At 47.5% G+C, this 13,794-nt stretch carries 12 protein-coding genes; 10 read left to right on the top strand and 2 right to left on the bottom strand.

From position 1 onward, the window contains the following. The first annotated feature begins 362 nt into the window (after positions 1 to 362). The 4 genes from fdhD (at position 363) to Q0386_RS09160 (ending at position 3,630) form a co-directional block, all read left to right on the top strand. Positions 363 to 1,145, top strand: a complete 783-nt coding sequence (gene fdhD, locus Q0386_RS09145; RefSeq protein WP_299030056.1) for a formate dehydrogenase accessory sulfurtransferase FdhD — start codon at positions 363 to 365, stop codon at positions 1,143 to 1,145. Then, entirely contained in the window at positions 1,138 to 1,905 is a 768-nt protein-coding gene (locus Q0386_RS09150) for a winged helix-turn-helix domain-containing protein (protein WP_299030059.1), read from the top strand. The genes fdhD and Q0386_RS09150 overlap by 8 nt, the downstream gene beginning before the upstream one ends. Positions 1,906 to 1,932: 27 nt before the next feature. After that, complete coding sequence (locus Q0386_RS09155; protein WP_004321084.1) at positions 1,933 to 2,121, top strand: hypothetical protein; 189 nt, start codon at positions 1,933 to 1,935, stop codon at positions 2,119 to 2,121. 183 nt (positions 2,122 to 2,304) lie between these two features. Beyond that, positions 2,305 to 3,630: an aminotransferase class V-fold PLP-dependent enzyme gene (locus Q0386_RS09160; protein ID WP_299030062.1), complete on the top strand. Its 1,326-nt coding sequence runs from the start codon at positions 2,305 to 2,307 to the stop codon at positions 3,628 to 3,630. Between the two features lie 198 nt (positions 3,631 to 3,828). Here Q0386_RS09160 and tupA read toward each other — a convergent pair whose 3' ends face one another. After that, on the bottom strand, positions 3,829 to 4,647 hold the full coding sequence (gene tupA / locus Q0386_RS09165; protein WP_087576732.1) for a tungstate ABC transporter substrate-binding protein TupA: 819 nt from the start codon (positions 4,645 to 4,647) through the stop codon (positions 3,829 to 3,831). Positions 4,648 to 4,722: 75 nt separating this feature from the next. On the opposite strand from tupA, the gene tupB reads away from it, so the two are divergent. The 6 genes from tupB to fdh3B all read left to right on the top strand — a co-directional run bounded on the left by tupB (position 4,723) and on the right by fdh3B (position 11,153). After that, positions 4,723 to 5,415, top strand: coding sequence for a tungstate ABC transporter permease TupB (gene tupB, locus Q0386_RS09170; protein WP_299030065.1), 693 nt, complete (start codon positions 4,723 to 4,725; stop codon positions 5,413 to 5,415). A gap of 94 nt (positions 5,416 to 5,509) precedes the next feature. Then, complete coding sequence (gene tupC / locus Q0386_RS09175; protein WP_299030068.1) at positions 5,510 to 6,463, top strand: tungstate ABC transporter ATP-binding protein TupC; 954 nt, start codon at positions 5,510 to 5,512, stop codon at positions 6,461 to 6,463. Positions 6,464 to 6,763: 300 nt separating this feature from the next. Next, positions 6,764 to 7,489 (top strand): molecular chaperone TorD family protein, encoded by a 726-nt coding sequence (locus tag Q0386_RS09180; protein WP_298792377.1) that lies wholly within the window; start codon positions 6,764 to 6,766, stop codon positions 7,487 to 7,489. Then, positions 7,476 to 7,652, top strand: coding sequence for a twin-arginine translocation signal domain-containing protein (locus tag Q0386_RS09185; RefSeq protein ID WP_009496297.1), 177 nt, complete (start codon positions 7,476 to 7,478; stop codon positions 7,650 to 7,652). The genes Q0386_RS09180 and Q0386_RS09185 overlap by 14 nt, the downstream gene beginning before the upstream one ends. 47 nt (positions 7,653 to 7,699) lie before the next feature. After that, positions 7,700 to 10,510, top strand: coding sequence for a molybdopterin-dependent oxidoreductase (locus Q0386_RS09190; RefSeq protein ID WP_299030191.1), 2,811 nt, complete (start codon positions 7,700 to 7,702; stop codon positions 10,508 to 10,510). 1 nt (position 10,511) lies between these two features. Then, positions 10,512 to 11,153, top strand: a complete 642-nt coding sequence (gene fdh3B / locus Q0386_RS09195; protein ID WP_004321074.1) for a formate dehydrogenase FDH3 subunit beta — start codon at positions 10,512 to 10,514, stop codon at positions 11,151 to 11,153. Positions 11,154 to 11,381: 228 nt separating this feature from the next. Here the strand turns inward: fdh3B and Q0386_RS09200 are convergent, their stop codons facing one another. Further along, on the bottom strand, positions 11,382 to 13,625 hold the full coding sequence (locus Q0386_RS09200; protein ID WP_299030073.1) for a molybdopterin-dependent oxidoreductase: 2,244 nt from the start codon (positions 13,623 to 13,625) through the stop codon (positions 11,382 to 11,384). Between the last annotated feature and the right edge of the window lie 169 nt (positions 13,626 to 13,794).

The raw sequence follows: 13,794 nt of genomic DNA on the forward strand, positions 1-13,794 counted from the left end.
TTTGTCACTAAAATATTCTACATTAACGATTATCGGAATTTTAGGTATTTTGATAAATGAAGTAGAAAAATTTAATTTCGTAAATTGAAATTCGGTGTAAATATTTTTTTGGTTAAATTTGAAAAGGGGCGGAATGAAAAAGTCAAATTTAGACTAAACTAGTAGTGAAGCTTTTAGTAGCGATTGCAGAAATTTTGCATTTAAGATATATGCTAATTTTGCATATATAAATCATCATCAGATACCGATAAAAACGCGCTAAAATACGTTTAAGTTTTTGCTTGATTTAAGCAAGATTTCACTACAATCAAATCTTAAATTTAGATTTTCAAGCTATCATTTCGCAAAAATTAAGGAAAATCATGCAACCTATTTTTACGACCCAAATCACCAAATTTAAAGGCGTGCAAAAAAGCGTCGTTGATGATATTTTGGTGCGCGAGATCAAGCTTGAGATCTACATAAACGGCAAGCGTTTCGGCGCGGTGATGGCGACTCCGACCGATCAGGAGGCGCTGGCCGCAGGCTACCTAATCAGCGAAAATTTGATCGCAAGCCCCGAGGATATCGAGAGTATCGAGCTCTCAGACGACGCTTTAAGCGTGCGGGTAATGGCTAAAATCAACGAAAAGCGCCTCGAGCAGTTTGACGAGGAAAAGGTGATAATCAGCGGCTGCGGGCGCAGCTCGACGGCAAACATCGATCCCGAGGCTATGGCGGCACGCTCGATAAAGGGCGAGGTTAAATTTAATAAAGATGAAATTTTGCGCCAGATGGGGCAGTTTTACACGCAGTGCGAGCTTTACGAGATGACGGGCTGCGTGCACACGGCTAAGCTTTTCGTGAGCGGCGAGCAGTTTTTTATCGGCGAGGATATCGCCCAGCACAACACGATAGATAAAGCCGTCGGCAAGGCGGTACTAGCCGGCGCGCAGCTGCAAAATTCGTTTTTGATGGTGAGCGGGAGGCTGAGCTCCGAGATGGTGGCAAAAGCCGTCATGCACGGCATCCCCGTGCTCGTTTCGCGCACGGCCCCTACTAGTCTAGGCGTCGTGATAGCGCGTAAATTTAACCTAACGCTATGCGGCTTTGCTCGCGGCGAAAACATAAATGTATATAGCGGCGCGGAGAGAATCTATGAGTGAGCAAATCCAAGAACTGATAACCAAACTGCTAAATCCAAAGGGCAGGCTAGACTGTGGAGCGGCGTTTAAGATCGCTGCAAAGCTAGGCGTAGAGATCGGCGAGGTTAGCGACGAGGCCGAAAAAATGGGCGTAAAGATCGACAACTGCGAGCTAGGGCAGTTTGGCGGGCTGGAAAACGGACGGGGCAAATACACCGTGATGACGCAGCTAAAGCAGATGACCGACGAAAAGAACAGGATACTTTGCAAAGACGCTAGAGACGCGGCTGCGGGCGTGGGGCTAAAGACGATCCGCTCGACGCTAAAAGACTATAAAATCGACGTAAAATACTGCCAGCTGGGGTGTTTTAAGGAGAAGAAAGGAAAAAAGATGAGAGTAAAAACCAAAACCTGGATAGAAAACGACGAGGGCGAGCTGATCTTCGGCAAAGGCAAAACCGAAGTCCTAGACGTCATCGCTGAGGTCGGCTCGATCTCAAAGGCAGCCGAAATCCTAGGTATGAACTATAAAAAATGCTGGAATCATCTGCAAATTTTGCAAAAAAATCTAAAAGAGGAGCTCTTTACGACCAAACAAGGCGGCGGCGAAAACGCCGGCACGACGCTAAACGAGCGCGCGCATGAGCTCATAAACGCCTATAGGCAGCTTCAAAACGATATCGAGGATTTTGCGGATAAGCGCTTTAAGGAGTTGTTTTTGAAAAAAGACGGCGAGAAAAATGACGCAACCAAAGACGACAAAAAAGATAAAAAGAAATAAAACCACATTAAATTTAAGGGAGAAAAAATGTACGTAAAACTAAACGATAGGGTCTATCTAAACAAAGACAAGATCACTAGAGTAAAGGTAGATAGCGTCCAAGACGGTATCAGGATTCGCTTTTACGAGGGGCAAAATCAGGTCGCTAAAAGCGGACGCTTCGAAACCGAGGCAAAAGCTATCGAGTGGCTAGAGAAAAATTTTATAAATAAATAATAAAATGGTCGTGAGCCTCTGTGGCTCGCGATTCTCTGCTTTATTAAGTTAAATTTGCCGCTTTGCGGTTAAATTTAGCTTGCTCAAATTTAATCTCCAAATTTACTAAATCATTTCCGCCGCAAAAGCCCTAAATTTGCGAAAATTTACTATAATTACCGCATCAAATTTAAAGAGTAAAAAATGCTAAATTTAGACGAAATTCGAAAAAATATCATCCTAAAACAGGGCGTGGACTATTTTGATTTCGCGGCTTCGGGGCTTGCTTACGAGCCCGTAGAGTGCGAGATAGGCGAAATTTTAAAAACCTACGCCAACACTCACTCTGACAGTAGTTCAAGCGCGATCATCACGCAGAGACGCTACGAGGGCGCGCGCGAGAGCCTAAAAAAGCTGCTGGGGCTTGACGAGCGGTTTTGTCTCATCGCTTGCGGGCAGGGCGCGACGGCTGCGATCAAGAAATTTCAGGAGTTGCTGGGCATCTACCTGCCACCTGCGACCAGAGCCGCGATCGGCGAGACAAATTTACGCGCCGCGCAGCTTCCGCTCGTGCTCGTTTCGCCCTACGAACACCACTCAAACGAGCTTAGCTTTCGCGAGGGGCTTTGCGACTACCTGCGCGTGCCTCTTAGCGAGGGCGGAGAGATCGATCTGCTATCACTTGAGCGCATCCTAAAGCTTAACGCAGCACGTCGCATCATCGGCTCGTTTAGCGCCGCATCAAACGTCACGGGCGTCATTAGCGATTATAAAAAGATTAGCGAGCTAATCAGAGCCGCGGGCGGTATCGTGGCCTTTGACTGCGCGGCGCTGAGCTCGCACGCAAATTTAGATTGCGACTACTTCGACGCGATTTTCCTCTCGCCGCATAAGCTACTTGGCGGACCTGCTAGCTGCGGGCTTTTGGCGATCAAAAAAGAGCTGCTTAACAGCGACGTGCCGACATTTGCCGCGGGCGGGACGGTCGCCTACGCCAGCCGCGAAGGGCACGTGTTTTTGAAAAACCCAGAGCAGCTAGAGGAGGGCGGCACGCCGCCTATCATCGGACTTATGCGTGCAAATTTAGCCTACGCGCTGCGAAACGAGGTAGGCTTCGAGCAAATAAAAAGCGCCGAGGATGAGCTAGCGCGGCTTTTTGAGAGCGAGCTAGCGGGCATAGACGAGATCATAAACTACGCTCCAAAGGGCGCGCCGCGGCTACCGATAATCTCCTTTAACGTGCGCGGCGTATCGGCGTATGATTTCGCTGCGAGTCTTAGCAACGACTTTGGCATCCAGACGCGCGCGGGCGTGATGTGTGCGGGGCCCTACGCTCACGATCTGCTGGGTATCAAGGAGGGACGCATGCCTGAGAGCAAGCCCGGCTTCGTGCGCGTGAGCCTGCACTATACGCACACCGAGCAGGACGTGCGCTATCTAGTGGGCGCGATAAAATCCTGTATCAAAAAGCACCACGAAATTTGGGGCGAAGAAAAAGCGATGTATGAGATGTTCGGCGGGAAGATTTAAATTTGATCGGGTTAAATTTGACTCGCGAAAAGGTCAAATTTGAAATTTTACGCTGTAAAGATACGGGTTTGGGCGGTCAAATTTGATCAAATTTAAAATAATGAAAAGAGTAAATTTAAGAAAGGAAAGGGCGCAAAGCGCGCCCGAATCACGCAAATTTAAGCCGTAAATTCGGCTCAAATTTGCGCGTAAATAAAATTAGTTTTTGCGACTGTTTGCGTCAGGCGTGAAAAGCGGCTTATCTAGCAGCTTAAAGTCGCCGATAAATTTCTGACCCTCTTCGCTAGTCGCCCACTCGATAAATTTATTCGCGTTTTCGATGTCGGCCTTAGCGCAGTGCTTCGGATTTACCGCGATTAGCGAGTAGAAGTTCTTTAGGTCGTTGTCACCCTCGTTGATGATGACCATCTCAGGCGCGCCTTTTTTGGTGTCCTCGTACTTGATGTAGGTGCCGCGGTCGGTGAACGTCACGCCCTTTTGCTCGGCTGCCGCGTTGATGGTAGCTAGCATGCCTTGGCCTGTTTGCATATACCAGCTGTCTTTTTCAGGTACTTCGCCGATGATTTTTTTCCAGATACCTTTTTCTTTGTTGTCGGTGCCTGATTTATCGCCGCGAGAGAAAAATTTGATATTCTCTTTTTTGATTAGCTCAAAGCTCTCTTTGATATCTTTGCCTTTAAATTTATCGGCGATAGATTTATCGGCGATTACGACGAAGTCATTGTACATTACGGGTTTTCTCTCGACGCCAAAGCCCTTTTCTACAAATTCTTTTTCAACTTTTGGCGAATGCACGAAAAGTATGTCCGCATCGCAGTTTTCGCCTAGTTTTAAAGCTGCTCCCGTGCCTACGGCAGTCCATTTGATATCGACGCCGGTTTTTGCCTTATACGCAGGATAGATCGCGTCTAGTAGCCCCGTGTTATCGGTGCTGGTGGTAGTTGCCATGATGAGTTCGCTATCGCCCGCGAATGCCAAAACGCTCGCGATTAGCGAGCCTAATATTACTTTTTTCATTTTTCTCCTTTTTTAAAAAGTATGCTATTATAGCACATTAAATTAACACTTAAGAAATATGCAAGGAAAGAATATTTGGACTTTCTACTAAACGGATTTTTAGAGGCCTTTAGGCTGCTTTTTAGCGGCGATGAGGAGACGTATTCGGCGATCAGGGCGACGCTTTACACTTCGAGCGTTTCGATATTTTTTGCGATTTTAGTCGGCTTTCCGTTTGGATTTACGCTGGGATTTTACGATTTTCGCGGACGGCGAGTATTACGATTACTTAGCGATACGGCGCTTGCGATGCCGACGGTTGCGATCGGGCTTATTTTGTATGCCTTTATCACGCGAAACGGCCCGTTTGGCGAGTTTGGGTTGCTTTTTACGCTAAAGGCCGTGATGCTGGGGCAGTTCGTGCTAGCACTACCCATCATCATCTCGCTAAGCGCTAGCGTCGTGGAAAATATGGACAAAAAGCACTATCTAACCATCCTAAATTTACGCCTGAGCCCTCCAAGGCTCGTTGGCTGCGTGCTTTACGAGCTAAGATATGCTCTGATGGTGGTCGTAGCGACGGCGTACGGGCGTATCGTGGCTGAGGTCGGCGTGGCGATGATGATCGGCGGAAATATCAAATATTTTACCCGCACGATCACGACCGCGGTGTCGCTGGAGACGAATAAGGGCGAGTTTGCGATGGGTATAGCGCTGGCTTTGGTGCTTATCTTTATCGCATTTGCCGTAAATTTGGCGATACACGCGCTAAAAAGGCTTGATAAATGAAATTTGATAAATTTAGAAATTCTATGCTCTCGGAATGCGGGCTGGGCGCGTCAAATTTGAGCTTTTTGTTTAAATTTAACGATAAAGGCGAAAAGTGATAAACGTTAGAAATTTACGCCTAAACTACGGCGCGAGCGAGATTTTAAACATCCCGCGCCTTGATATCGATGTCACCAAAATCACCGCGCTAACAGGTAGCAACGGCAGTGGCAAAAGTACGCTGATGCGAGTGATGTCGTTTTTACAAAAGCCAACTAGTGGCGAGGTGCGGCTGTGGGGAAGCAGCGCGCCTAACTTAAATTTACTGCGCGACGTTAGCGTTTTGCTACCCGAGCCCGCGCTTTTAAAACGCTCCGTGAGAGAAAATTTTAAAGCCGTTTTAAAAAGCCGCGGAGAGCTAGGGGAATTTGACGAGCGAGCGAGCGAGGCGTTAAATTTGGTCGGGCTTGACGAGAGTTTTTTAAACAAGCGCCACTTTGAGCTAAGCTCCGGGCAGACGCAGCGCGTTAGTTTTGCGTTAAATTTGGCGCTCAGATCGCGGCTTTATCTGCTTGACGAGCCGACAAATAGCGTGGACGTGGGCACGTCAAAGCTGTTTGGCAAGGCGGTACTTTACATGCGGCAAAGATACGGCTGCGGCTTTGTGATCGCTAGCCACGACGATAAATGGCTAACCGCCATCGCCGAAGAAAACGTCTTTTTGCACAAGGGGCGCGTGTGTGAATTCGAATACAAAAATATATTCGACGCGCGTGATGGGGTTTTGAAATTTGACGAAAACGCTATCGTAAATTTGCCGTCAAATTTGCGTAGCGCTGCAAAGATCGCCGTAAATCCCGGCAAAATCACGCTAAGCAAAACACAGATTGATGGGTGCTTGAGCGGTATTTTGCACTCGGTTTCGCTCTATCTTGGCAAAGAGCTTTTGGTGAAAATCAAGGTCGGCGACTTTTTGATTAAAACGCTGGCGCCTAATTCGCAAATTTTTAACGTCGGCGAAAATATTTATTTTAAATTTGACGATGGAGCGTTTTTGGGGCTTGAATGAGCCTCAAATTTTGCAAATTTCGTTTCAAATTTTAAATTTAGACTCATTTAACGCCCGTTAAAATAGCCGAGTTAAAAGTAAATATCAAAATGAAGCGTAAATGCGAGATATATGCGGAAATTTCATATTTAATTTACCCCCTAAAAATCGCCATAAGTAATATGCAATTAAGGCATATTTAAGCGTATATTAATTTTTTTAATTTATTTTTTTTTAAGTATAAGAAATAAGCCAAAAAGTAGTATAGTTTCACAATCGAGAAAAATCTCAAAAAATAGATAAAAATGATAAAGGAAGGCGATGACTAGCAAGGGCGAATTTGCGGCGGGACGCGGGCTTTACTACTCGCTCTTTTCGCGTTTTTTCGTTTTTAGCCAAGGCGCTGATAGATTTAGCGGCGTAAACGCGATGCTAGGCCTTGCCTCGGCGCACGCTCTAAACGAAGAATCGGCCGCCGCGATAATGCGCATACAGGCAAAATTCGACGAGAAAAATCCGCAAAATTTAGTGGATGAATTCGATGAAATTTTCCACGCTCCGCCAAGTCCGCTTAGAAACTCGCTGTCCTACTACGACGAGGGTTACGAGGTCGGGCATGCTTGCGCTAAAGTGCGTAAAATTTTAGCCAGCACAGATCTTAGACGCGACGAGGCTAAATTTAAAGAAAGCGAAGACAACGTGGGCTTCGTTTTTGCGCTGATGAGCGAATTTATCGCGCGAGAGAGCGAGCTGGAGCTATACGGAGAGCTTGAAGAGCGGCTTTTTAAAGAGATCATAAATCCAAATATCGATGAGTTTATAGAGAGTCTTTTTAATCACGAAAGCAGCGAAATTTACAAAGACGTCGCGGTACTACTGCAAGGATTTATCGAGTTTGAGCGCGTAGTTTTAAGCGCGCCGCGTCCTATAAATCACGGCGAAAACAAAAAGACTTTGGACGGAGTTTCAAGATCTGAGGCTATAAGAAGACAAAAAAACCGAGTGAGAAAGCTAAAAGCTATGGAGGAAGAAAATGCAAAAAAATAGGCGAGAATTTTTAAAAAAGGCGGGGCTAGTCGGAGCTGTAGCGGCTACGGCCGGAGTAGCGACGGCAGCGGCGTCAAACCTAAAATACGGTAAAAGCAAAAAGACCGAGGTGCTTTATAAAAGAAGCAAAAACTGGGATCTATACTACGAACAAGCGAAATAAATAAAATTTAAGAAAGGATAAATATGTCTGAGGCAAATTTACGTCTTATGCCCCACTCAAACGCAGTCGGGCGAAGATCGTTTTTAAAAATGGCCGCGCTAGCAGGCGTAGCGGGCGGCATGAGCGGGCTGGCTGCTAGCGGCGTAACTAGAAGCGCCACAAAAGAAGAAATGGCAAATCCGTTTCCAAACTCTAAAATCGTAAAAACCGTTTGTACGGTTTGCTCTGTTGGATGCGGAGTGCGCGCCGAGGTAGAAAACGGCGTTTGGGTACGCCAAGAGGTAGCTCAAGACCACCCGGTAAGCGCTGGCGGCCACTGCTGTAAGGGTAGCGACGTCATCGATATGGTGCGCTCTCACTGCCGTGTAAAATACCCGATGAAAAAAGTAGGCGGCAAATGGAAACGCATCAGCTACAAAGAGGCTCTTGATGAAATCGGCGCCAAACTAAAAGCGTATCGCGAAAAAAATCCAGAGCAAGTAATGTTTCTAGGCTCTGCAAAAGATTGCAACGAACAAAGCTATTATATAAGCAAATTCGTAGCGATGTTCGGGACTAATAATCTAGATCACCAAGCACGTCTTTGACACAGCTCTACAGTCGCCGGTGTGGCGAATACTTGGGGTTACGGAGCTATGACCAATCATCTTGGAGATATCCAAAACGCGAAGTCTATCTTTATAGTAGGCGCAAATCCGGCGGTAAATCACCCGGTCGGCTTTAGACATTTTCTAAAAGCAAAGGAAAATAACGGCGCAAAGCTAATCGTGGTCGATCCAAGATACACGAGAACTGCGGCTAAGGCTGATTATTTTGCTCAAATTCGTACCGGCACGGATATACCTTTTATGTATGGCATGATGAATATCATATTTCAAAACGGCTGGGAAGATAAGGAATTTATAAACGACCGCGTCTACGGTATGGATCTGATCCGCGAAGAGGCTGCCAAATGGACGCCCGAAGTCGTAGCCGATGTTTGCGGGATCAAAAAAGAGACGCTTCTTGAGATAACCGAAGTTTATGCCAAAAATCGCCCGGGATCGGTCGTTTGGGCGATGGGTCTAACTCAGCACACCATAGGCAGCTCAAACACTCGTATCGCTCCGATCCTGCAACTAGTACTAGGAAATATGGGCGTTAGCGGCGGCGGCTGTAATATCCTTCGCGGCCACGACAACGTTCAAGGCGCGACGGATATGGCGAATTTGCCGACCGAGCTACCCGGGTACTATCCAAAAAACGAAGCCAACTGGAAATACTTCGCTAAGATGTGGAAGGTCGATTTTGAATGGCTCCAAAAGAATTTCGTTAAGCCTGAAATGATGTTTAAACCCGGATTTACGCTATCAAAATGGTGGGCGGGCGTGCTTGACGGTAAAAACGGCAACGAAGCCGTAGATAATGCCGGCGACAGTATAAAAGCCTTAGTGGTAATCGGCAACGGTATCACATCAACCGCGCAACAAGTAAAAGTAAAAGAAGGCCTAGATGCGCTTGAGCTTTTAGTGCTGGTAGATCCTTTCGTAAACGATGCCGGCGTGATAACTGACAAAAAAGACGACGTCTACATACTGCCTGCGGCGACGCAGTTTGAAACCAGCGGTACGGTTGTAGCGACAAACCGCAGCGGCCAGTGGAGAAGTCAGGTTGTAGAGCCTCTCTTTGAGAGTATGCCGGATCACGAAATTTTGTTTGAGCTTGCCAAAAGGCTAGGCTACTATGACGAGCTAACGCGCACGATCAGAGACGCCGAAGGTAAGATCGAGTGGCCTGAGGTCGCTACGCGCGAGATCGCAAATATAATAAAAACTATCGGCATGACGGGCTGGACTCCGGAAAGGCTCAAAAAGCACCAAGAAAACTGGGATAAATTTGACGAAAAAACAAGTCTAGGAAAACCGGGCACCGTAGTCGAAGGCGAATACTACGGCTTGCCGTGGCCGTGCTGGACTGAGGATCATCCGGGCAGCCCGATACTTTACGATATAAACAAATCCGTTAGGCAAGGCGGTATGGGTTTTAGAAACCGCTTCGGCTTAGAGCATAACGGAGTTAGCCAATTAGCCGCAGACGGTAGCGCGCCAGTAGATTCGTTTGTCAAGGGCGGATATCCGGAGATCAAAAAAGATAACATCGAAAAGGTGCTAGGCATCACGCTAACCGAGGATGAAAAGGCTAAAATAGGCGGCAGCTGGATACATGACGATAGTAATATCATCGCTAAAAAATGCATGGAGAAAAACATCGCTCCGTACGGCAACGCGCGAGCTAGGACGATCGTTTGGACTTTTGCGGATCAAATTCCTCTTCACAGAGAGCCGCTGCATACGCCTAGATTTGATCTAGCGCAGAAGTATCCGAGCTTTGAGGATAAGAAACTTCAAAACCGCGTCGATACAAAATTTAAATCCGTCCAGCTAGCAAAGGACTACTCAAAAGAGTTTCCTATTATCCTCACGACGGCTCGCCTCGTAAATTTTAGCGGCGCGGGCATGGAGACGAGAGCTAGTATGTATCTAAGCCGCTTGACGCCTGAGATGTTTGCGGATATCCACCCTGAACTTGCGGCTAAACACGGCATTAAAAACTGGGATTTCATCTGGGTTCATTCGCCTGAAGGTACTAAGGTTAAGGTGCGCGCCAGAGTGGTACCGTCCGTTAAACCCGACACCATCTTTATGCCGTTTCATTATGCGGGTTATATGCAAGGCGTTGATATGACGGGTAATTTCCCGGAAGGCACGAAGCCTTATGCGGTAGGCGAGAGCGCAAATACTGTCACTAACTACGGATATGATATAAACACTCAGATCCCAGAAACAAAAAGCGGTCTATGCCGCATAGAAAAGGCGTAAAATGAGCGAATTTAACGATAACAATAGACTTAAATTTTACTGCGACGACGATAGATGTATCGACTGTAACGGCTGTGCGGTGGCTTGCGACGAGGCTCACGAGCTGCCTCTTGGCATCCGCCGCCGCCGCGTTATCACGCTAAACGAGGGCGTGCCAGGTAAAGAGATCTCGACCTCGATAGCCTGCATGCACTGCGAGGATGCTCCATGCTCGCTGGTTTGCCCGGTCGATTGCTTTTATATCAGAGCCGACGGCGTAGTGCTACACGACAAAGATATCTGCATCGGCTGCGGATACTGCCTATACGCGTGTCCGTTCGGCGCGCCTCAGTTCCCGCGCGAGGGAGTGTTTGGCGCCAAAGGTTCGATGGATAAGTGCACGATGTGCGCAGGCGGTCCGCTACCGACAAATAGCGAAGCCGAGCGCGAAGAGTACGGCCAGGATAGAATTTCCGAAGGCAAAGTGCCGGTTTGTGCCGCAATGTGCTCGACAAAGGCGCTGCTAGTAGGCGAATCTGCAATGATAGAGAAAATCTACGGCGACAGAGTCAAGGCTCGCGGCTACGGATTTAAAGACCTAAAACAAACTCCGACCTGGAAGCTTGCTTATTACGCGGGCGACAGGCTAAAATACAGCTTCTAAATTTTCGCTCCTCGCTTTGGCGGGGCGAACTATTACACCAAATTTGACGCGGTTTGGCTGCGTCAAATTTGACTCACGCTTCTTTGATTTCATTAAATTTTACTTTGACTCATACTTCTTTATCTTCATTAAATTTTACATAGATAGTTCGTCAAATTTGAATGCGGGTAAATTTGAAATAAAAGTGGATAAAATTAAGTAGAAAAAGGGCGGTCTCCCGCCCTAAATTTATGCTCTAACAGGCGATAAATACGGATTTGCCGAGTGCATCGACATCTCGTTTTGCTCTCTAAATTTGATAAATTCCTCTTCGCTTAGACGTCTGATATTTGCTATCGTCATCTTTAGCGGCGTGATGCCTGAGAGCGGATCTGGGTCGCCGGCGTTTGCTAGCTCGTTGCCGTCGGCCTCGCTATAGTGGAAGGTCGTAAATATCGTGCCTTCTTTTAGATCCGGATTGACGCGCAGTTTTGCTGCGATCTGGCCGCGTTTGTTTTGCACGAGCGCGTAGCAGCCTTCCTCCAGCTCTCTCTCGCGAGCGATATCCGGGCTCACCTCTATGAGTGCGCCCTCTACGCCAGCACCGTACTCTAGGGCAGGGCACTCTCTCGTCATCGTACCTGTGTGGTAGTGATAGACCTTGCGCCCCGTCGTAAATAGGCACGGATAGACCTCGTCAGGCACTTCGCTAAGTGCGCCGCTACCGACCGGATAGCCCTCTGGGATATTCATCTTAGCTCTAAATTCGGCCTCAGCCTTTGCGCGCCCCTCTTTATCATCTACGTAAAGTACCGGCGCGAAGCGGAATTTGCCGCCAGGCAGCATGGACTTGTGATCTGCGTAAAGCACCGGCGTACCCGGATGCTCCTCGTCTGGACATGGCCAGCTGATACCGCCTAGTTTGCCTAGTCTATAGTAGCTGATACCGCCGAAAAATTTAGGCATAAGCTCCCTTAGCTCGTTCCAAATTTGCTCAGGGCTCGCAAAGTCAAACCCCTCTAGCCCCATGCGGTTTGCGATATTGCAAACGACCTTCCAATCGGGCTCCACGCCGTTAACGGGCTCGCTAGCTTTGCGAGTGCGTTGGACGCGGCGAGAGGTGTTGATAAAGGTTCCGTCCTTTTCGCCCCAGCCCGCGGCAGGTAGCACCACGTCGGCCTTGTGCGCGCTCTCTGTGAAAAACAAATCTTGCACGATAAAGCAGTCTAGATGATGGACGGCGTGGACGAAGTGCTCGGTCCAAGGGTCGCTCATTACGGGGTTTTCGCCGTAGACGTAGAGGACTTTTAGCTCGCCGCTATCCATTTTATCGGGTGCTTGCGTTAGCTTAAAGCCAGGAACCGGATTTAGCTCAAAGTGCCATACTTTGCGCGCTTGCTCCTGCGCGTAAGGGCTATTGACCGCGCCTGCCGGGATGACGTTAGGCAGCGCGCCCATGTCGCATGCGCCTTGGACGTTGTTTTGACCGCGCAGAGGATTTACGCCAGCGCCCTTTTTGCCTAAATTTCCCGTTAAAACGGCTAAATTTGATAGTGAAAAGACGTTTGACGTACCGTCGCTAAACTGCGTGATACCCATCGTGTAGCAAATCGCCGCCGCACCTGCTTTAGCATACATTCTAGCTGCCTCTATGATGAGCTCTTTTTTTATGCCGGTTTCGCGCTCGAAACGCTCAGGCGTAAAGTCCTTAACCACTTCTTTTAGATATTCAAATCCCTCGGAGTATTTTTCTATAAATTCGCTATCTTGCAAATTTTCGGCGATTATGACGTGCATCATCGTGTTTAGCGTTTTGATATTCGCTCCGATCGGGATTTGCAGATAGATGTCGGCTTTTTTGGCCATATCGGTGCGCTTTGGATCTACGACGATCATCTTGGCGCCGCGCTGCAAGCCTCGCTGCATCTGCATAGCGATGATCGGGTGGCACTCGCTTGTGTTGGTGCCGATGAGTAAAAATACGTCCGTATCGGTAGCGAATTCTACCAAATCGTTCGTCATCGTTCCGTTTCCTAGCGTGTTGGCAAGACCTGCCACTGTAGGAGCGTGTCAAAGACGGGCGCAGTGATCGACGTTGTTGCTACCCTGAGCGCGGAAAAATTTCTGGAAAACGTAGTTGTCTTCGTTATTTGAGCGCGCAGAGCTAAAGCCCATGATCGAGTTTGGACCGTATTTTGCGACGGTGGATTTAAATTTATCCGCGAGGAAATCATAAACCTCCTCAAAACTCACTTCTTCAAGCTCGCCGTGCTTGTCGTAGACGCCGTTTAACTTCCTCATCATCGGTCGGCTTAAGCGTTTAGGAGAGTTTACGAACTCCCAACCGAACATTCCTTTTAGGCAAAGTTCGCCGTCGTTTACGTGGTGATCTTTGCTGGGTTTGGCGTCTACGATTCTACCGTTTTGCACGATAAGATCGATGCCGCAGCCCGTACCGCAATATGGACAGGTAGTCTTTACTATCTCTTCCATTTTCGCTCCTTTCTGGTATTACTGAAATTTATGAGATTATTATACAACGGCAAATATAAATTTAGTTTTAAAATTAGTATAATTTTTTAAGAATTATTTAAGTAATATGCAAATTTAGCATATTACTTTTTTTGCTTTAAATTTTTAGGCATGTGTTTAACACAATGTA

Source organism: uncultured Campylobacter sp. (assembly GCF_938045625.1).
Classification (GTDB): Bacteria; Campylobacterota; Campylobacteria; order Campylobacterales; family Campylobacteraceae; genus Campylobacter_A.

Excerpts from the sequence above, each read along its gene's own strand:
- fdhD (WP_299030056.1), top strand. The coding sequence starts at position 363 with ATGCAACCTATTTTTACGACCCAAATCACCAAATTTAAAGGCGTGCAA.
- Q0386_RS09150 (WP_299030059.1), top strand. The coding sequence starts at position 1,138 with ATGAGTGAGCAAATCCAAGAACTGATAACCAAACTGCTAAATCCAAAG.
- Q0386_RS09155 (WP_004321084.1), top strand. The coding sequence starts at position 1,933 with ATGTACGTAAAACTAAACGATAGGGTCTATCTAAACAAAGACAAGATC.
- Q0386_RS09160 (WP_299030062.1), top strand. The coding sequence starts at position 2,305 with ATGCTAAATTTAGACGAAATTCGAAAAAATATCATCCTAAAACAGGGC.
- tupA (WP_087576732.1), bottom strand. The coding sequence starts at position 4,647 with ATGAAAAAAGTAATATTAGGCTCGCTAATCGCGAGCGTTTTGGCATTC.
- Q0386_RS09180 (WP_298792377.1), top strand. The coding sequence starts at position 6,764 with ATGACTAGCAAGGGCGAATTTGCGGCGGGACGCGGGCTTTACTACTCG.
- Q0386_RS09185 (WP_009496297.1), top strand. The coding sequence starts at position 7,476 with ATGCAAAAAAATAGGCGAGAATTTTTAAAAAAGGCGGGGCTAGTCGGA.
- fdh3B (WP_004321074.1), top strand. The coding sequence starts at position 10,512 with ATGAGCGAATTTAACGATAACAATAGACTTAAATTTTACTGCGACGAC.